Raw genomic sequence first — 19,894 nt, forward strand, 5'->3', positions numbered from 1 at the left:
TACCGGCGATTAGGCCACTTTCTTGGTCAACCCCAGATAGGTTTCGATCACTCGCGGATTCTGCGCCAGGTCCGCTGCCGGTCCTTCTAGCGCCAGTTCCCCGGTTTCCAGAACGTAGCCATAGTCGGAAATTTGCAGAGCAGCACGCGCATTCTGTTCGATCAGCAACGTCGCCACGCCTGTCTGCCGCAGTGCACTAATGATGTGAAAAATCTCTTTAACGATCAGCGGCGCCAAACCCAAGCTCGGTTCGTCGAGCATCAGCAAATCGGGTTTGCCCATCAGTGCGCGCCCAACCGCCAGCATCTGCCGCTCACCGCCGGACAACGTCCCGGCCTCCTGCTTGCGGCGCTCCTTCAGCCGCGGAAACAGCGCAAAAACCGGCTCGAGCTGGTCGAGAAAGTTGCGCTCCCCTGCCCGCCTGCGCCGATATGCGCCGAGGACGAGATTGTCTTCAACTGTCATCGTCGAGAACAACTCGCGCTTTTCCGGCACCAGACACATGCCGCGCGCCACCCGTTTTTCAACCGGCACCGCGCTGACGTCTTCGCCCTGATAGCGAATTGCGCCTTTGGCATGTCCGGTCGGTGGCAGTGCGCCCATGATCGCGTTGAGCAGCGTGGACTTGCCCGCGCCGTTCGGGCCGATCACCGAGACGATTTGCCCCGGCCGCACCTTGATCCCAACGCCATGCAGCGCCTCGACCTTGCCATACCGAACCGACAATCCATCGACGTCGAGAATGGGTGCGCCACCGTCCATTGTTGTCTCCATCATTCCACCCCGCCCAGATACGCTTCGAGCACCGCCGGATCCTGCTGCACGTCCTGCGGCAAGCCTTCCGCGATCCGAGTACCGAATTCCATGACCACCAGGCGATCGGTCAGATTCATCACGAAGTCCATATCGTGCTCGACCAGCAGCACACTCATCCCTTCGGCTTTCAGCCTGCGCAGCAAATCGGCGAGTTGCAGCTTTTCTTGATAACGCAAACCCGCGGCCGGTTCATCCAGCAGCAGCAGCGTCGGGTCACAGCACAGTGCACGGGCGATTTCGAGAATCCGCTGCTGCCCCAATGCCAGGCTGCCGGCTTCGTCGTACATATGCTGCTCGAGCCCGACGCGGCGAATCTGCCGAGCCGCTTCCGCCATCAGGCGTGCCTCTTCCGCGCCGTTCAGCCGCGCCACGCTGCGCCAAACGCCGGCCTGGCCGCGCAGATGCGCGCCGATCGCAACGTTCTCCAGCACGGTCATGCCCGGCAACAGCTTGACGTGCTGGAAGGTCCTGCCGATTCCGCGTTTGACGATTTCACGTGAACTCAGCGCATCGATCCGCTCGCCGCGGAATGTGATCTCACCGCTGGTCGCCTGCAATACACCGGTGACCAGGTTGAAAGTCGTGGATTTACCGGCGCCATTCGGGCCGATCAGACCGATGATCTGCCCTGCTTTCACGTTGAAACTGACGTCGTTCACCGCCACCAGTCCGCCGAACTGCTTGCGTGCTCTATTGACGGTCAACAACTCTTCGCCGGCAGTCGGTTTGCTGCGCTGCGGCAGCGGATCCGCATGATCCGGCAGATGCGCGTGCGGCCCGCGCGGGAAAAAGCGCGCAACGAACGGCCAGACACCTCGACGAGCGTATTGCAACAACAGCACCATCAGGATGCCGAACACGATCACTTCGAAGTTGCCGTTTTCGCCGAGCAGCTTCGGCAGCAGCGTTTGCAGATAGTCTTGCAGCACGGTCAGGATCGCCGCGCCGAGCACCGCGCCCCACACATGCGCCACACCTCCCACCACCGCCATAAACAGAAACTCGATACCGTGGTTCAGACCGAACGGCGTCGGATTCACCGCGCGTTGCAGGTGCGCATACAGAAAGCCCGAGATCGACGCCAGCACCGCCGCATAGACGAAGATCACCACGCGCATCCAGCCCGTGTTGACGCCCATCGCCTCGGCCATCAAGCCGCCGCCTCGCAGGGCGCGAATCGCCCGCCCCGGCCGGCTATTAAGCAAATTCTGAACAGACACAACCGCGCCGAGCACGACCAGCCAGATCAGGTAATAGATATGGCGGCCGGATTCCAGATTGATGCCAAAAACATTCAGCACCGGAATTCCGTTGATGCCATCGTACTTACCGAGCAACTCCAGGTTGCCGAACAGATAGAACAGTGCGAGTCCCCAAGCGATTGTGCCGAGCGGCAGGAAGTGGCCCGACAGACGCATCGTCACGAGTCCCAGCATCAGTGCGATCAACGCCGTTACCACCACGCCCGCGATCAGCGCAAACCACGGCGACACTCCGTAGCGTGTCGTCAGATAGGCGGTCGCGTACGCGCCGATGCCAACGAACGCCGCTTGCCCGAAGCTCGTCATCCCGCCAATGCCCGTCAACAGCACGAGACCGATTGCGACAATCGAATACAAGCCGACGTAGTTGAGCAGCGTCACCCAGTATTCAGGCACATGGATCGGCTGCGGCAACACCGGCAGCGCGAACAGCACCACGAGGAACAGCCAGAAGAACTTGTTTTGCATGATCCATTTCATCGTGTCACTCCTCGTCCTCTTCGGCATGCGGGCTGGCAAGACTTCGCCACAGCAGCACCGGGATGATCAGCGTGAACACGATCACTTCCTTATAAGCGCTCGCCCAGAACGACGAATACGACTCCAGCAAGCCGACCAGAATCGAGCCGGCAGCCGCCAGCGGATAGCTGACCAGGCCGCCGATAATGGCGCCCACGAAGCCCTTCAAACCGATCAGGAAGCCCGAGTCGTAGTAGATCGTGGTCAAGGGTGCGACGAGGATGCCGCACAGTGCGCCAAGGGCCGCAGCCAGCGTGAAGGCGAGACGCCCTGCTTGCGTGGTGCCGATACCGACCAGGCGCGCGCCGAGGCGATTCACCGATGTCGCACGCAACGCCTTGCCGGAGATCGAGCGGTCGAAATACAGATACAGCGCGCCGATCAACACCATGGCCGTGCCGACCACCCACAGACTCTGCCCGGAGATCGACAGGCTGCCGAGGTTGAAGGTCGCATCGGAGAACGCCGTCGTGCGCGAGCCTTCCGCGCCGAACATCACGAGGCCGAGGCCGACCATCGCGAAGTGCACCGCCACCGCCACAATCAACAGCAACAGCGTGGTCGCCTCGGCGATCGGCTCATAGGCGAGCCGGTAGACGAAAGGTCCCATCGGAATCACGATCAGCAGCGTCAGCGCGATCTGCACGAGCATCGGCAGTGGCTGAAGGAAAACGCCGCGCGTGAGCGCATACACGGCGATCGGGAACAGCAGATATTTGCCAACCAGCATCACCAGCGTGCGCGCGGCATGCCGACGCCGTTCTGGATGCCGCACCAGCCCCGCCGTCTCGACGACGAAACAGGCGGCGCCCATCGCCATCAGCAACCAGCACGTTGCCGGAAGCTTTTGTGTCTGTAATGCGGCGAGCGTCAGCGCACCGTATGAAACAAACTCCCCCTGCGGGATGAAAATCACCCGCGTCACGGAGGACACCAGCACCAGCGCGAGCGCGAGCAGCGCGTAGATCGCGCCGGTGGTGATGCCGTCCTGCGCGAGGATCGCCGCAATTGATAGATCCATACTTCCTCGTCCTGAAGCGTCGAAATCGAAACTGGGAAACCGTCGTGGCGGCACAACCGGCGGCCGGCCATCGACCTGCAATGCCCGAAAAGACGACCGCCGCGCCGGAACGCGGCGCGGCGGTCGGTGCCATTGTCATCGAACAGAATGGCAGTGCGGCGTCAGCTGCCGCACGTTGCGCGAGAGGCGCGTACCGCTGTTGGCGCTAGTCGTTCTGCAGCTTCCACTTGCCGTCGACGATCTGCACAATCACGCGCGCACGCTTGTCGAGGCCGTTGTGGTCGGTTGTGGTGGTGTTCATGATGCCGTGCGCAACCGGCAATTCCTTGATGTTCTCGAGCGCTGCTCGCAATGCAGTGCGGAACGCTTCGGTACCCGGTTGCGCGGTCTTCAGCGCTTCCGGAATCGCATGTTGCAGCATCTGGCCAGCGTCCCATGCGTGACCGCCGAAAGTCGCCACCGAACCCGCGCCATACGCCTTTTCATAGGCCGCCTTGTACGCTTCCGACGACTTCTTCACCGGATTGGATTCCGGCAATTGGTCCGCTACGAGGATCGGGCCGGCGGGCAGCAATTCGCCTTCGCAATCCTTCGCGCACACGCGCAGGAAGTCGTTATTGGCGACGCCGTGCGTCTGATAGACCTTGCCCTTGTAACCACGCTCCTTGAGCGTCTTGGCAGGCAGCGCCGCCGGCGTGCCCGACCCGGCGATCAGCACCGCGTCCGGGTTGGCGCCGATCGTCTTCAGCACCTGGCCGGTCACCGACGCGTCGGTGCGATTAAAGCGCTCGCCGGACACGATCTTCAGATGGTGCGCCGCGGCCGCCGCAATGAAGACGTTGTTCCAGCTGTCGCCGTATGCATCCGCGAAGCCGATGAAACCGACCGTCTTCACGCCGTGATGCTCCATGTAGTCGGCGATCGCGTCGGCCATCAGGCTATCGTTTTGCGGCGGCTTGAAGGCCCACGCACGTTTCGCGTCCATCGGCGAAATGATCGCCGCCGACGCCGCCAGCGAAATCATCGGCGTCTTGCCTTCAGAAACCGTATCGAGCATCGCCAACGAGTTCGGCGTGACGGTCGAGCCGATGATCGCGTCGACGTGGTCTTCGTCGATCAGCTTGCGCGTGTTCTGCACGGCCTTGCCGGTGTCGGATGCATCGTCGAGCACGATGTATTGCACGGTCTTGCCGCCGATCTCTTTCGGCAGCAGCGCGATCGTATTCTTCTCAGGAATTCCCAGCGATGCGGCCGGCCCCGTCGTGGACAGCGTGACGCCGATTTTCACCTGCGCGAAGGCAGCGCCCGCGCTGCACATCAGCGCCATTGCGATGCCGGTGCGCACCCATTGCTTTGTCTTTTTCATTGCCAGTCTCCAAACGCTCTGAAACGCGTATCTGTAATCCGGCTCACGAACCGGGTGTCTGAATCTAGTTATAGGGTTCAGGCATGCCAAGCATGGTTTTCCCTGCTCAGTGCGAATACCCTCGCCGCTTTGGTGCCACTCCCCTGCTGCGTACCGCTACTGCGATTTCATATGCGTACGTGCGCGACACGCGTTATTTGCGTATGCGCGCAGAACACTAACATGTTAGTAGTATTGCGTTCTGCATCATCCACGGTCAATAGACTCTCGCCTGAATGCGGGTTTGTCCTGAAGCTCGCCGCGCCATAGCGAATTCGCTGCTTATCCACAGTTGCTCCGCCGCACGGCACGTCCTGCACCGCCATGCCGCGCGCGAGCAGTAAAAAAGACGCGTCAACTGCACGCGTCTTTTTTTGGGGTTCCGTATCGCTTCGCCTTCGCTCAGTCGCCGGACAACTTCCACTTGCCGCCGACAATCTCCACCATCACGCGCGCGCGCTGGTCGAGGCCAGCGTGGTCGTTCGCGCTCATATTGAAGATGCCGTGCGACGCGGACATGTCTTGGGTGCTTTCAAGTGCTGCACGCAGCGCTTCGCGGAAGCCGGGCGTGCCGGGCTGCCCCTTCTTCAGCGCCAGCGCAATCGCGCGCTGCAGCAGCAAGCCTGCGTCCCATGCGTGACCGCCGAAGGTCGAAACCGAACCGGCACCATATGCGCCTTCGTATGCGCGCTTGTAGGCAAGCGCGGATTTCTTCACCGGATTCGAGTCAGGCAACTGGTCGGCGACCAGCAACGGGCCGGCCGGAAGATAAGTGCCTTCGCAATCTTTGCCGCACACGCGCAGGAAGTCGTTATTGGCGACGCCATGCGTCTGATAGTACTTGCCCTTGTAGCCGCGTTCCTTCAAGGTTTTCTGCGGCAACGCGGCCGGCGTGCCCGCGCCGGCGATCAGCACCGCATCCGGATTCTGCGACATGATCTTCAGCACCTGGCCGGTGACTGACGCATCGTTACGCGCGAAGCGCTCGTTTGCGACGACCTTGATCCTGGCAAGATCGGCAGCCTTGCCGAATTCCTTGAACCAGCTTTCCCCGTAAGCATCGGCAAAGCCGATGAATGCGACGGTCTTCACGCCATGATTCGCCATGTGCTGCGCGATCGCGGTGGCCATCAGAATGTCGTTCTGGGGCGTCTTGAAGACCCAGGCGCGCTTCGCGTCCATCGGCTCGACGATGGTTGCGGCCGCAGCCATCGAGATCATCGGCGTGATGCTTTGCGCGGCGACATCGGTCATGGCGAGCGAATTCGGCACGACGGTCGAGCCGATCAGCGCGTCCACGTGATCTTCGCTGGTGAGCTTGCGCGCGTTCTTGACCGCCTGGGTCGAATCGGTGGCGTCGTCGAGCACGATGTAGTCGATTTTCTGGCCTGCCACTTCTTTGGGCAGCAGCGCAATCGTGTTCTTTTCCGGAATACCGAGCGACGCGGCCGGGCCTGTTGCCGATACGGTGACGCCGATTTTCACTTCCGCGAATGCATGGCCGCTCCATGCCGCGGATATTCCGGTAGCGACCAATGCCGCGCTCATCCAACGCAATGCCGACTTCATTCCGCTCCTCGATCTACCCCGTTATTCACTCGAACTTAAATCCGTGGATTTAAATCCCGACCCAGCGGTCGGTGAATAGCGAGTTTAGCGGAGCAGACCCGCGCGCTGCAAGCGCTTTGCAGGGTATCGGCGTTTGAAACAGGGCATTGTCCGGTGCATAAAAAAAGCCACCGAATTAGCGGAAGATTTGAATAGCGCTTTATGAAAAGCCAAATAAAAAGCGCTGTCGGATATTAATCCAACAGCGCTTTCGTCTGGGCACTGAGTGCCTCATTGTCTCCTCGTTCTCCGCCTGCAAAATTCGTGCTGCATCAGAACTGCATGAAGGTTAAACGAGCACCTGGCCCTCTACAACTAGCAATTACCCTAGTGGTGCACTGCGGCACTGAATTGGGGCACGCTTCGCGCCAATCGGGCAAGGTTGCCATCCGCCAGCGGCGCTCGCCATCCCAGGTGATTTATGTCGGATTCCGAATCAATTTCGAACGTCGCGTGTTTCAGGCCCTCAACGGCCGCACACGCGCGATGATCTCGCCGACAATGCCGCGCCGGAACGCCAGCACGCAGGCGATGAAAATCACGCCCGTCACAATGGTCACCGACTCGCCCAACGAGCGAAACCATTCGATGCCCGTCGACGACGCTAGCGCCCCGCCGATATCGCCCAGCCGATCTTCGAGCGCGACGATCAGCGCGGCGCCGAGCAGCGGCCCGAACAGCGTGCCCATGCCGCCGACCAGCGTCATCAGGACCACCAGCCCCGACATGGTCCAGTACGCGTCGCTCAAGGTCTCGAAACCCTGCACCAGCACCTTCAGCGAACCCGCAAGGCCGGCGAGCCCCGCAGACAGAATGAACGCCAGCAGCTTGAAGCGATCGGTATCGTAGCCGAGCGACACCGCGCGCGGCTCGTTTTCCTTGATCGCCACCAGCACCTGACCAAACGGCGAATGCACGATCCGCACGATCAGCAGGAACGCCGCCACCATCACGGCGAGCACGACAAAGTACAGCGTGACGTCGGACGACAGATTCAGCAACCCGAACAGCTTGCCGCGCGGCACGCCTTGAAGACCGTCCTCGCCGTGCGTGAACGGCGCTTGCAGGAACACGAAGTAGACCATCTGGGCGAGCGCCAGCGTCACCATCGCGAAGTAGATGCCCTGCCGGCGGATCGCGAAGAGGCCGACGATCAAGCCGAGCAACGTCGCCGACGCCGTGCCGGCCAGCACGCCGAGCTCCGGCGGGAGACCGAGCGTCTGCATCGCATAGCCGGTGATGTAGCCGGCCGAGGCGAGAAACATCGCGTGACCGAACGACAGCAAACCGGTGTAGCCGATCAACAGATTGAACGCGGCCGCGAACAGCGCGAAGCACATCACCTTCATCACGAACAGCGGATAGATGCCGAGCACGGGCACCGCGAGGAGCACGAGCAGCAGCAGACCGTAGAGCGCTTTTCTCTGCATCATTTTTCCTTGCCGAAGAGACCCGCCGGGCGCACCAGCAACACGAGCGCCATGATGACGAAGACCACGGTGGCCGACGCTTCCGGGTAAAACACCCGCGTCAATCCTTCGATTACGCCGAGCAACAGGCCAGTCAGAATCGAGCCCATGATCGAACCCATCCCGCCGATCACGACCACCGCGAACACGGTGATGATCATCGGCTGGCCCATCAGCGGCGAGACCTGGATCACCGGTGCCGCGAGTACGCCGGCAAACGCCGCGAGCGCGACGCCGAAGCCATAGGTGAGCGTGATCATCAGCGGCACGTTGATGCCGAACGCCTCAACCAGTTTCGGGTTCTCGGTGCCCGCGCGCAGATAGGCGCCAAGGCGCGTCTTCTCGATCACGAACCACGTCGCGAAGCAGACCGCCAGCGAGGCCACCACGACCCACGCGCGATAGTTCGGCAGGAACATGAAGCCGAGATTGGTTGCGCCGGAGAGCGCCGACGGCACGTCGTACGGCTGGCCGGAAGATCCGTAGATCGAACGGAACACGCCCTCCACGACGAGCGTGAGTCCGAATGTGAGCAAGAGTCCGTACAGATGATCGAGCCTGTACAGCCAGCGCAGCATCGAACGTTCGATCAAGACACCGAACAGGCCGACGACCAGCGGCGCGAGCACCAGCATCGCCCAATACGGCAGACCGAAATACGAGAAGCCCATCCACGCGAGCATCGCGCCGAGCATGAACAACGCGCCGTGCGCGAAGTTGATCACGTTGAGCAAGCCGAAGATCACCGCAAGGCCGAGGCTCAGAATCGCGTAGAACGAGCCGTTCACGAGCCCCAGCAGCAGCTGGCTCAGCATTGCCGGTAGCGGAACGCCAAAGATGTCCATTGAAGCCCTAACCCATCGCCAAGGTGAGATCGGTTACGCACGATCCGGCCGCCGCGCAATCGACGGGAACTGCTCCGGTCGCGCGCGGCATGTGAAACGGTTTGCCGCCCGGCCGCCCACGCAACGACATGCAGCGCGCCTGGCACGTGGCATGTCGTTGCGCGGACCGCTAGACGGCCTTCAGTCCTCGCTTATTTCCATAGCGCGCAGCGCGTTTCCGTCTTGGTGGTGAACGCCTGCTCGCCGGGGATCGTCGCGGTGATCTTGTAGTAGTCCCACGGTTCTTTGGATTCAGCCGGCGTCTTCACCTGCATCAGGTACATGTCGTGGATCATGCTGCCGTCCTGACGGATGTAACCCTTCGCAAAGAAGTCGTCGACCTTGGTCTTCTTCAGTTGCGCCATCACCTTGTCGGAATCGGTCGAGCCGACTGTCTGCACCGCCTTCAGGTAGGTCATGGTCGCCGAGTAGTCGGCGGCCTGCAGGCTCGACGGCATCTTGCGCATCTTGTCGAAGTAGCGCTGCGACCACTTGCGCGTGTTGGCGTCCCTGTTCCAGTACCAGCTGTCGGTCAACACCAGGCCTTGCGTGGTTTCCAGACCCAGGCTGTGGATATCGTTGATGAACACCAGCAATGCGGCGAGCTTCATCGACTTCGTGATGCCGAATTCCTTCGCCGCCTTGATCGAGTTGATCGTGTCGCCGCCGGCGTTGGCAAGGCCCAGAATCTGCGCCTTCGATGCCTGCGCCTGCAACAGGAACGACGAAAAGTCCGACGCCGACAGCGGATGACGCACCTCGCCCAGCACCTGGCCGCCGGTCGCTTTCACCACATCGGCGGTATTCTTTTCGAGCGCCTTGCCGAACGCGTAGTCGGCGGTCAGGAAATACCACGTCTTGCCGCCCTGCTTCGTCACCGCTGAGCCCGTGCCCTTGGCGAGCGCCGTCGTGTCGTACGCATAGTGAATCGTGTACGGCGTGCATTGCTCGTTGGTCAGGGTATCTGCGCCCGCGCCGATGCTGATGTAGACCTTCTTCTTTTCAACGGCAACCGTGTTCATCGACAACGCGGTTGCCGAGTTCGTGCCGCCGATCAGCAGATCGACGTTGTCGCGATCGAACCACTCACGCGCGCGCGATGCCGCAATGTCCGCCTTGTTCTGGTGATCCGCGTAGACCACCGTGACCGGCTTGCCGTTGACCTTGCCGCCAAAGTCCGCGACCGCCATGCGGATCGCTTCGAGACCGCCCTGGCCATCGATATCCGCGTACAGACCCGACATGTCGGTGATGAAGCCGATCTTTACGGCATCGTCAGCGGCCTGCGCGCTGCCCATCGTCAAAGCGGCGCCGGCGGCAACCGCAAAACAAAGTGTCGCTAGGCGCGCGATTGGGTTCTTCTTCATTCCTGTCTCCTGGTTTCCTGGCTTGTGGTTATCAGAGGCAATCGGACGCTTTTTTATACGCCCAGTAGATCGTGCAGTACCGGCATCTTGCTTTCGAGTTCGCTGGCCTCGAAGTGTTCGACAATGCCGCCGTGTTCCATCACGTAGAAGCGATCGGCGAGCGGCGCGGCAAAGCGGAAATTCTGTTCGACCATCACGACCGTGTAGCCGCGACCCTTGAGCGTGACGATCATGCGCGCGAGCGCTTGCACGATGACGGGCGCAAGGCCTTCCGAGATTTCGTCGAGCAAAAGGAGGCTTGCGCCGGTGCGCAGAATGCGCGCGACCGCCAGCATCTGCTGCTCGCCACCCGACAGACGCGTGCCTTGGCTCATGCGGCGTTCGTGCAGGTTCGGAAACATCGAATAGATTTCTTCGAGCGACATCATGTGCGCCTTGTCGCCGACGGGCGGCGGCAGCAGCAGGTTTTCCTCACACGACAGGCTCGAAAAAATCCCGCGCTCTTCCGGGCAATAACCGATGCCGCAATGCGCGATGCGATGCGTGGGCAGGTGGATGGTTTCGCGCCCGCCGATGCGGATCGAACCGGTGCGGCGGCCAGTGAGCCCCATGATCGCGCGCAGCGTCGTGGTACGGCCCGCGCCATTGCGGCCGAGCAGCGTGACGACTTCCCCGCGATTCACCGTCAGGTCGACGCCGTGCAGGATGTGGGATTCCCCGTACCACGCTTGCAGACCCGCAATTTCCAGCGCAGGGGCGCTGCTGGTTGTGTCGCTCACTTCGAGGCTTTCGCGCTCGGCAATCGTATTCATGCGTGGGCTCCGGCGAGCGCCGCGTCAGCGCTGCCCATGTAGGCTTGCATCACGAGCGGATTCTTCGAGACTTCGGCGTAGCTGCCTTCAGCGAGCACTTCACCGCGTTGCAGCACGGTGATCGTGTCGGAAATGCCGGCGATCACGTTCATGTTGTGCTCGACCATCAGAATGGTGCGGCCGCTCGATACCTTTTTGATCAACGCCGTGACGCGATCGACGTCTTCATGGCCCATGCCTTGCGTAGGCTCGTCGAGCAGCATCAATTCCGGTTCCATCGCGAGCGTAGTGGCGATCTCCAGCGCCCGCTTGCGGCCATAGGACAGCTCTACTGTCAGCACGTCGGCGAAATCGGTCAATCCAACCTGCGTGAGCAAGTCCATGGCGCGGTCGTCGAGCTGGCGCAGCGTACGTTCGCTCTTCCAGAAATGAAATGCAGTGCCGAGCACGCGCTGCAGACCGATACGTACGTTCTGCAATGCTGTCAGATGTGGAAATACAGCGGAAATCTGGAACGACCGGATGATGCCGCGCCGTGCGATCTGCGCCGGCCGTTCATTGGTGATATCGATGCCGTTAAAGACGATCTGACCCGCCGTCGGTTCGAGGAATTTGGTGAGCAGATTGAAGCAGGTGGTCTTGCCCGCTCCATTTGGGCCGATCAGCGCATGGATCGAGCCACGGCGCACGCGCAGATTCACCCCGTTCACGGCGATGAAGCCTTTGAACTCGCGGGTGAGGCCGCGCGTTTCGAGAATCGTATCGCCGAGAATCATGTTCCCTTCCATACGGAGTAAGGCGAAGCACTACGATCTTCCGCGCGAACCGCTGCGCGACGTTGGATGACGGCGGCAACCCCCGTGCCGCTCGTTGGCGTGCTGCACCAATCCGGACGGTAATCCATGGCGCCACACGCAGCATGGGTGCCATTGTCGCGCCAATGATGCAGCGCATTCATTGGGATTTGCACTTAGTGGGCGGTGCCCGTTTTATGCACGCGCAAGGGGCCGCGGAGGCCCGTGGCGGCTTCGCGGCGCCTCGCCGCCATGCCCGTTGTCGCCCTGGCTGTCTAGCGGGTTCTCTTGTTGATTGTCACACCGCTGACATCGAAGGCGAAGCGTTCGTCTGCGTTACCGCATTGCCGGCCACGCGGGTGCGACGATCCTCGCGGATCATGTCGCTGGCGCGCTCGGCGATCATCAGCGTCGGCGAGTTGGTGTTGCCCGACGTGATAGTCGGCATGACTGATGCATCGACAACGCGCAGACCGTCAACACCTATGACTCGTAGCCGGTTGTCGACCACGGCACCCGGATCGTCGCTCAAACCCATGCGGCAGGTACCGACGGGGTGAAAGATGGTCGTCCCGACCGCGCCCGCGGCCTGCTGAAGCTCCTCTTCGGTCTGAAACTGGACGCCGGGCAAGATCTCTTGCGGCCGATAGCGCGCGAGAGCGGGCGCCGCGGCGATGCGGCGCGTGAGACGCAGCGCGTTGGCGGCGACGCGCCGGTCGTAATCGGTCGACAAATAGTTCGGCGCGATCAACGGCGGCGCCGAAGCATCGGCGGATTCGATGTGAATGCTGCCACGCGAAGTCGGTCGCAACTGGCACACCGACGCAGTGAACGCGTTGAAGCGATGCAGCGGTTCGCCGAAGCGATCGAGCGAAAGCGGCTGCACGTGGTATTCGAGGTCGGGGCGCGTGAGCGAGCGATCGTCCGGATCGGATTTGGCGAACGCGCCGAGTTGCGACGGCGACATGGACATGGGACCGCTTTGAAAGAGTGCGTACTGCATTCCAATCATGAGCTTGCCCCACCAATGCGCGGACGCGGTGTTGAGCGTACGCACGCCGTCGACCTTGTAGGCCATGCGCAGCTGCAAATGGTCCTGCAGATTTTCACCGACGCCACGCAGATCCCTGACGACCTCGATACCCAGATTCTGCAGACGTGCGCCGTTGCCGATGCCGGACAATTCCAGCAATTGCGGCGAGTTGACTGCGCCTGAGCTGAGGATCACCTCACAGCGGGCGTTGGCCAGATAGTCCGTGTGATCGCCGCGATATTCGACGCCGGTGCAGCGACGTCCTTCGAATACGACGCGTTGCGTGTGTGCACCGGTGATGATGGTGAGATTCGGACGCTTGAGCACCGGACGCAGGAATGCTTTCGATGCGCTCCAACGGATGCCGCGTTTCTGATTGACGTCGAAGTAGCCGACGCCGGTGTTGTCGCCGCGGTTGAAATCATCGGTGGCGGGGATGCCGGTTTGCTGCGCGGCTTTCGAGAACTCTTCGAGAATTTTCCATTTGAGGCGTTGTTTTTCGACGCGCCAGGGGCCACCCGCTCCATGCGATTCGGACGCGCCGGCGTAGTGGTCTTCGCTGCGTTTAAAGATAGGGAGCACCGAGGTCCATGACCAGGAGGCGTCGTTAGTGATCCTGGCCCATTCATCGTAGTCTTCGCGCTGACCACGCATGTAGATCATGCCGTTGATCGATGAGCTGCCGCCTAATACCCTGCCTCTTGGATATGACAGGGAGCGGCCATTCAGGCCAGGCTCCGGTTGGGTTTTGTAGAGCCAGTCTGTGCGAGGGTTGCCTATGCAGTAGAGGTAGCCTACCGGCACGTGAATCCAGTGGTAGTCATCCTTGCCACCGGCTTCCAATAGCAGAACCTGTATTTCCGGGTCCTCCGTCAGGCGGTTGGCTAACACGCAACCTGCCGTACCGGCGCCGACTATGATGTAGTCGAATTCGCCTTCCACACGACGGGTGGCTTTTGTTGTGGGCATCATTGTCTCCTAAGCTTTTTTGCTTCCCAGCGGCCTGGTTGTCCCTGTGCCTACGGCGTTGACATTTCCTTTCATTCGGTTCATTGGCCTTACCCGTTGTAGGGCGACACCAATGAACCAACAGCAAAGCGAGGAAAGGTCAACGCCATTGGCGAACAAACCATAGCGCCGCAGATGCAAAAAATTACTTGGCTACAGGCATAGTGAACTCGGCCCCCTTCCCGATACTATCGGGCCACCTCTGCATGATGCTCTTATACCTCGTATAAAACCGAACCCCCTCTTCGCCGTAGGCATGGTGGTCGCCAAAGAGAGACCTCTTCCATCCACCAAAAGAATGCCAGGCCATCGGCACAGGAATAGGCACATTGATCCCAACCATGCCGATCTGGATCTGCCGCGAAAACGCCCGGGCAACGCCGCCATCGGAGGTAAACAACGCAACCCCATTAGCGAACTCATTCGCGTTAATGAGTTCCACCGCGGACGCAAAGTCGGGCACCCGCACCACGCATAACACGGGTCCGAAAATTTCTTCGCGGTAAATCTTCATGTCCGTGGAAACATCGTCGAACAGGGTGCCGCCGAGAAAGAAGCCCTTCTCATGCCCAGCCACCTGATGCCCACGTCCATCGACCACCAGCTTCGCGCCGGCAGCCACCCCAGCCTCGATATATCCGGCCACTTTCTCGCGATGCGCCGCCGTCACCAACGGCCCCATCTCGGCTTCCGATTCCATGCCGTTGAGAATCTTCAGGCTCTTCACCCGCGGCGTCAGGCGCTCGATCAACTCATCGGCGATATGGCCGACCGCAACGGCCACCGAAATCGCCATGCAGCGCTCGCCGGCGGAACCATACGCAGCGCCGATCAACGCATCGACGGCCTGGTCGAGATCCGCATCCGGCATCACCACCAGATGATTCTTCGCACCGCCCAAAGCCTGTACGCGCTTGCCGCGTTTCGTGCCTTCGGTGTAGATGTACTCGGCAATCGGCGTCGAGCCGACAAACGACAACGCACTCACGTCCGGATGCGCAAGCAACGCATCGACCGCAACCTTGTCGCCATGCACGACGTTGAACACGCCATCCGGCAAACCGGCTTCTCTCAACAATTCAGCCAACCGGTTCGATGCCGACGGATCGCGCTCGGACGGCTTCAGCACGAACGTGTTGCCGCATGCGATCGCCACCGGGAACATCCAGCACGGCACCATCATCGGGAAATTGAACGGCGTAATGCCGGCGACGACACCCAGCGGCTGACGCAAATTCCAGTTGTCGATGCCGCCGCCAATCTGGTCGGTAAAGTCGGTCTTCAGCAGATTCGGAATACCGCACGCAAACTCGACGATTTCGATGCCGCGCATCACTTCGCCCTTCGCGTCGGAAAACACCTTGCCGTGCTCGCGCGTAATCAGTTCGGCGAGTTCGTCGTGATGACGATCGAGCAATTCCTTGAATTTGAATAACACGCGCGCCCGCTTGATTGGCGCCGTTTCGCTCCAGGCGGGAAAGGCAGCCTTGGCGGCAGCGACAGCGGCATCCACTTCGGCGACGCTCGCCAGCGGTACGCGCGCGCTCACATTGCCAACCGCCGGATTGAAGACGTCGCCGAAACGCCCGCTCGTGCCCTCGATCGTCTTGCCGTTGATGAAATGAGTCAGCGCGCGTGCGCTCGTCTCGCTTCGAAGCGTCTCGTCCTGATATGTCTCGCTCATTTTTTCCTCGTCGTGTGAAGTCGTACGCCTGCCGCAAACAGTGCGATGAGCCAAAGATTACGGCGCTTCGGGGCGACAAATCCAATGAGTAATGCTCAACTGCGCTATAAGCCGCGCTAATATCAAGATATGGATCTGATTCTGCTCCGGGCATTCGTCACCGTCGCGCGCGAGGGCAACCTCACCCGTGCTGCGGTGCAGCTACATTTGACCCAACCGGCCGTGAGCCTGCAAATCAAGCACTTGCAGGAGACGCTCGGCGTGACGCTGTTCACGCGGACCTCGCACGGGCTCTCGCTGACACGCGACGGCCAGGCGCTGTTGCCGCACGCCGAACGCGCGCTCGGTGCGGCCAGCGACGTGCAGCGCGCCGCGGCGTCGCTGCGTCAGGAAGTGCGCGGACGATTGCAGATCGGCACGATTCTCGATCCGGCCTTTCTTCGTCTGGGCGGTTTTCTCAAGCAACTGGTGGAAACCTGGCCGCACATCGAAACGGCCTTGCGCCACGGCATGTCGGGTTGGGTGCTGGAGCAGGTTCGCGCGGGCGAGCTGGACGTCGGCTACTACATCGGTCAGCCCTCCGACGACGATGCGCGCGACGGCGCCGCCTTCCACGCTGTCACGCTCACGCACTTCCAGTATCGCGTGCTGGCGCCGGCCGGCTGGAAAGATCGCGTGAAAGGCGCGCGCGACTGGCGCTCGCTCGCCGCGCTGCCGTGGATCTGGACGCCCCCGGCCTCCGCGCACAATAGATTGTTGTCGCGGCTCTTCGCCGAAGCAGGCGTAAAACCGGTCAAGGTGGCGGAAGTGGATCAGGAGCCGTCGATGCTCGATCTGGTCAAATCAGGCGTCGGCCTCACGCTCGCGCGGGATGCTACCGCGATCGCCGAAGCTCACGCGCACGCGTTGACGATCGTCGAGGGCGTCACCGTGCCGACCCAGCTCAGCTTCATCACACTCGCCGCACGCAAAGACGAACCGGCAATAGCGGCCGCGTTGAAGCTGATCGAGCAGCAATGGGCAACGTAGAAGCAGCGTGAGCGCGATATGAGCCGCTCTCATGACAGCCTCGCACCGCGCGGACAATTGCCGCCTGAGTAGCCCCCTGAGCGGGCGCCTTCAGCTGAAACCACACCGTCACGCACTTTTTGTTAGATTGACGGTTTGCGCCCACGCGCCGGCCTCGCAGCGCTTTCCGTTCCGTTTGACTTTGTCCTTCCCGGCAGCTTCGCCCCGGCAACACGGGAAGCCGCCGTTCACTCCATCCTTCGACAGGAGCCTGACATGGCACGCAACATTGAAATCAAAGCCCGCGCCCAGCATTTCGAGCAACTGCGCGAACGCGCCGCGCAGCTTGCGTCGGAGGCGCCGCTGATCTTCCGCCAGCAGGACTTCTTCTATGACGTGCCGCGCGGCCGTCTGAAGCTGCGCCAATTCGACGACGGCACGCCGGCCGAACTGATCTTCTATCAGCGCGACGACCGCGACGGCCCGAAGGCGTCGTACTACACGCGCAGCCCCGTGACCAATGCCGAAGCGATGCACGCATTGCTCGCCACCGCGTTGACCACGCGCGGCATCGTCACGAAAGAACGCCACGTGTATCTGACCGGACGTACGCGGATTCATCTGGACCGCGTGGACGGCCTCGGCGACTTCGTCGAACTCGAAGTCGTGCTAGCCCAGGATGACGACGAAGAAGGCGGCCACGCCGAAGCGCATGCGATGTTTGCGAGACTCGGCGTGCCGGAATCGGATCTGGTGGCGGTGGCCTACGTCGATTTGCTCAACGCGGGCAGCGAGCCGAAACAGGCGGCATAACTCTTCACCGCCGTCGGCCGCAGTCAAACCCGCAGTCAAACCCGCGGTGAAATCCGCCGTAAGACCCGGCGCATCACGCGGCGCTCGCGCCCGGCGATAGATGACCCAGCGGCAGGGGTCCGTTGCGCTTGAAGGTGGTCAGCACGATATTCGAGCGCACACTATCGACGCCAGGTACACGCATCAGCTTCTTCATCACAAATGTGGATAGCGCGTTGAGATCCGGCGCGACAATGCGCAGCAGATAATCGGCGTCGCCGACCACCGCGTGACATTCGAGCACTTCGGGCAGCACGTCGATCTGCTGCTGGAATTGCTCGATGATCGAATCGCCGTGATGCTTCAACTTCAGACTCGTAAAAGCCGTCACGCCGAGCCCGAGCTTCTCCGGTCGCAGCACGACGCGATATCCATCCACCACGCCCACCTGCTCCAGCCGCTGCAAGCGCCGTCCGATCTGCGATGGCGACAGCGGTACCTGCTCGGCCAGTTGCTGATGCGTGGCGCGCCCAAAGCGCTGCAGCACATCCAGCAGCGCGAGATCGAAGTGATCCAGTTCCAACATGATCGATATCCGCATTTAGTCGTGTTTGTATGCACGATTATTGCACGTTAAGGCAGATATGCGCCATCATTGCGCCCTTTCCGCGCACGCTCCGCTCTACACTTGCATCATCGATTCAACCTCGCAGTCACGTAGAGCGCAGCGCCATGTCCACAGCGAACACCGCCAAACTGAAAGAGCAATTCGACGCCGGTCTCGAAACCCGCGCCGATTTCACCATCGACCAGCCGTCCGATCGTTACGGCGCCGTCGATCACGCGGCGTGGCAACAGCTTTACGCGCGCCAGATCGCGCTGCTCAAAGGCCGGGTGTGCGACGAGTTTCTGGCGGGCGTTGAGCGCATCGGTATGCCGGCCGACCGCGTGCCCTCGTTCGACGAAATCAACGCGAAGCTCACACCCGCGACCGGCTGGCAAATCGTCGCCGTGCCTGGGCTCGTGCCCGATCAGGTGTTCTTCGAGCACCTCGCCAACCGCCGCTTTCCCGTGACATGGTGGATGCGCCGCCCGGACCAGCTCGATTACCTGCAAGAGCCGGACTGCTTCCACGATCTGTTCGGCCACGTGCCGCTGCTGATCAATCCGGTGTTCGCCGATTACATACACGCCTACGGCCGTGCCGCGCTCGCCGCCAATGACGCCGGCGCGTTGCCTCTGCTCGCACGGCTGTACTGGTACACGGTCGAATTCGGCCTGATCCGCGACGCGGCGAGTCCAAACGGCGTGAAGATCTATGGCGCGGGCATCGTATCGAGCAAGGGCGAAACGCTCTACAGCCAGCGGAGCGCGGCGCCGAACCGGCTCGGCTTCGACCTCGAACGCGTGATGCGCACCCGTTACCGCATCGACACGTTCCAGAAGACTTATTTCGTGATTGACGACTTCGCGCAATTGTTCGGCGTCGCGCAAACCGATTTCGCCCCGCTACTGGCAAGGCTGGCCGCCGAACCGGCGTTCGCGGCAGGCGACGTGTGCGAGGGCGATCAGGTCATCACGCGCGGCTCGCAGGACGGTTGGCAAGCCGACGGCGATATCTGACGGCACAGGCTGAACCGGCCGACTGCGAGCTTGCCGCATCCGTGAAAAAATAACGAATGCGCGCGTCCACCGGCGCGCCTGTCTAGATGAACGAGGTAGCACCATGATTCACAAACTGACTTCCGAAGAGCGCGCAACCCAGGTCGCGCAACTGCATGGCTGGCAGGCCGTGGCAGGCCGCGACGCGATCCAGCGCCAGTTCAGGTTCGCCGACTTCAACGAGGCGTTTGGTTTCATGACGCGCGTGGCGATCAAGGCGCAGGAAATGGATCACCACCCGGAATGGTTCAACGTCTACAACAAGGTGGAGATCACGCTGTCCACGCACGAGGCAAACGGCTTGACCGAGCGCGACATCAAACTGGCCCGATTTATCGACAGCATTTCCGCCTGATACGAGCGCTCACGCGCAGTCACGCATCGCGTATAAAGGCCTTCGGCAGCCGTGAAAGGGCTTTGCAGGCAATGTGGCCCCAAAACCTTCAGTTCTACAGGCCATTCTTAAGGCGCACGTAAGAATCCCACGCCTGCCTCGCAATCCCGTCCAAACGATCCGGTGATAGCGCGTGCTGACGCTGTACAATCATCAGCGCGTACGGCTTGGAGAGCGCGCTTGCCTCCTTGCACAAAACGAGTTCGTCGCCGCTCGAAGGTGAGCGGGCGCGCCAGAAGTTGATCGCGGCTTCCAGTTCGTGAATCGTTATCTCGGACATGACTTTCGTGATCGCTCTACGGCCGCTTGATGGCTGCTTTATGGCTGCTCGATGGCCGTTTCATGCCGGTCCGGCA

18 protein-coding genes are annotated in these 19,894 nt (G+C 61.3%); 4 read left to right on the top strand and 14 right to left on the bottom strand.

Translation table 11 applies throughout. From position 1 onward, the window contains the following. Positions 1-9: 9 nt before the first annotated feature. The 12 genes from DLM46_RS16205 to DLM46_RS16260 all read right to left on the bottom strand — a co-directional run bounded on the left by DLM46_RS16205 (position 10) and on the right by DLM46_RS16260 (position 15,682). The gene (locus DLM46_RS16205) at positions 10-762 is read right to left on the bottom strand and encodes an ABC transporter ATP-binding protein (RefSeq protein ID WP_115101751.1); all 753 of its coding nucleotides are present in this window, start codon (positions 760-762) and stop codon (positions 10-12) included. 11 nt (positions 763-773) lie between these two features. Continuing rightward, positions 774-2,558 carry a branched-chain amino acid ABC transporter ATP-binding protein/permease gene (locus tag DLM46_RS16210; RefSeq protein ID WP_115101816.1) on the bottom strand — a complete coding sequence of 595 codons (1,785 nt, stop codon included), beginning with the start codon at positions 2,556-2,558 and terminating at the stop codon, positions 774-776. 4 nt (positions 2,559-2,562) lie between these two features. Next, on the bottom strand, positions 2,563-3,618 hold the full coding sequence (locus DLM46_RS16215; RefSeq protein WP_115101752.1) for a branched-chain amino acid ABC transporter permease: 1,056 nt from the start codon (positions 3,616-3,618) through the stop codon (positions 2,563-2,565). A 205-nt stretch (positions 3,619-3,823) separates the two neighbouring features. After that, positions 3,824-4,984 carry an ABC transporter substrate-binding protein gene (locus tag DLM46_RS16220; protein ID WP_115101753.1) on the bottom strand — a complete coding sequence of 387 codons (1,161 nt, stop codon included), beginning with the start codon at positions 4,982-4,984 and terminating at the stop codon, positions 3,824-3,826. 441 nt (positions 4,985-5,425) lie between these two features. Continuing rightward, positions 5,426-6,592, bottom strand: coding sequence for an ABC transporter substrate-binding protein (locus DLM46_RS16225; protein ID WP_115101754.1), 1,167 nt, complete (start codon positions 6,590-6,592; stop codon positions 5,426-5,428). Between the two features lie 497 nt (positions 6,593-7,089). Continuing rightward, on the bottom strand, positions 7,090-8,061 hold the full coding sequence (locus tag DLM46_RS16230) for a branched-chain amino acid ABC transporter permease (RefSeq protein ID WP_165847989.1): 972 nt from the start codon (positions 8,059-8,061) through the stop codon (positions 7,090-7,092). Next, entirely contained in the window at positions 8,061-8,945 is an 885-nt protein-coding gene (locus DLM46_RS16235) for a branched-chain amino acid ABC transporter permease (RefSeq protein ID WP_115101756.1), read from the bottom strand. Before DLM46_RS16235 ends, DLM46_RS16230 begins: the two co-directional genes overlap by 1 nt. A 191-nt stretch (positions 8,946-9,136) precedes the next feature. Further along, positions 9,137-10,351 (bottom strand): ABC transporter substrate-binding protein, encoded by a 1,215-nt coding sequence (locus DLM46_RS16240; RefSeq protein WP_115101757.1) that lies wholly within the window; start codon positions 10,349-10,351, stop codon positions 9,137-9,139. Positions 10,352-10,404: 53 nt separating this feature from the next. Beyond that, positions 10,405-11,163, bottom strand: coding sequence for an ABC transporter ATP-binding protein (locus DLM46_RS16245; RefSeq protein ID WP_115101758.1), 759 nt, complete (start codon positions 11,161-11,163; stop codon positions 10,405-10,407). Continuing rightward, positions 11,160-11,939, bottom strand: a complete 780-nt coding sequence (locus tag DLM46_RS16250; protein ID WP_097390772.1) for an ABC transporter ATP-binding protein — start codon at positions 11,937-11,939, stop codon at positions 11,160-11,162. The genes DLM46_RS16245 and DLM46_RS16250 overlap by 4 nt, the downstream gene beginning before the upstream one ends. Before the next feature lie 316 nt (positions 11,940-12,255). After that, a complete protein-coding gene (locus DLM46_RS16255; protein WP_115101759.1) occupies positions 12,256-13,962 on the bottom strand; it encodes a GMC family oxidoreductase in 1,707 nt (568 codons plus the stop codon). 181 nt (positions 13,963-14,143) lie between these two features. Further along, entirely contained in the window at positions 14,144-15,682 is a 1,539-nt protein-coding gene (locus tag DLM46_RS16260; RefSeq protein ID WP_115101760.1) for a CoA-acylating methylmalonate-semialdehyde dehydrogenase, read from the bottom strand. A 129-nt stretch (positions 15,683-15,811) separates the two neighbouring features. Here DLM46_RS16260 and DLM46_RS16265 point away from each other — a divergent pair, with 129 nt between their 5' ends. Together DLM46_RS16265 and DLM46_RS16270 are read left to right on the top strand one after the other, a co-directional pair. Next, positions 15,812-16,711 (top strand): LysR family transcriptional regulator, encoded by a 900-nt coding sequence (locus DLM46_RS16265; protein WP_115101761.1) that lies wholly within the window; start codon positions 15,812-15,814, stop codon positions 16,709-16,711. Between the two features lie 255 nt (positions 16,712-16,966). Beyond that, the gene (locus tag DLM46_RS16270) at positions 16,967-17,503 is read left to right on the top strand and encodes a class IV adenylate cyclase (protein WP_115101762.1); all 537 of its coding nucleotides are present in this window, start codon (positions 16,967-16,969) and stop codon (positions 17,501-17,503) included. A gap of 73 nt (positions 17,504-17,576) precedes the next feature. Here DLM46_RS16270 and DLM46_RS16275 read toward each other — a convergent pair whose 3' ends face one another. Further along, positions 17,577-18,068, bottom strand: a complete 492-nt coding sequence (locus tag DLM46_RS16275) for an Lrp/AsnC family transcriptional regulator (protein WP_115101817.1) — start codon at positions 18,066-18,068, stop codon at positions 17,577-17,579. Positions 18,069-18,214: 146 nt separating this feature from the next. On the opposite strand from DLM46_RS16275, the gene phhA reads away from it, so the two are divergent. Both phhA and DLM46_RS16285 read left to right on the top strand, forming a co-directional pair. Beyond that, complete coding sequence (phhA, locus tag DLM46_RS16280; protein ID WP_244306240.1) at positions 18,215-19,105, top strand: phenylalanine 4-monooxygenase; 891 nt, start codon at positions 18,215-18,217, stop codon at positions 19,103-19,105. Positions 19,106-19,154: 49 nt separating this feature from the next. Next, entirely contained in the window at positions 19,155-19,499 is a 345-nt protein-coding gene (locus DLM46_RS16285; RefSeq protein ID WP_279635199.1) for a 4a-hydroxytetrahydrobiopterin dehydratase, read from the top strand. Between the two features lie 94 nt (positions 19,500-19,593). Here DLM46_RS16285 and DLM46_RS16290 read toward each other — a convergent pair whose 3' ends face one another. Further along, positions 19,594-19,818, bottom strand: coding sequence for a DUF3717 domain-containing protein (locus tag DLM46_RS16290; protein WP_115101765.1), 225 nt, complete (start codon positions 19,816-19,818; stop codon positions 19,594-19,596). Between the last annotated feature and the right edge of the window lie 76 nt (positions 19,819-19,894).

The organism is Paraburkholderia lacunae (assembly GCF_003353175.1).
Taxonomy (GTDB): domain Bacteria; phylum Pseudomonadota; class Gammaproteobacteria; order Burkholderiales; family Burkholderiaceae; genus Paraburkholderia; species Paraburkholderia lacunae.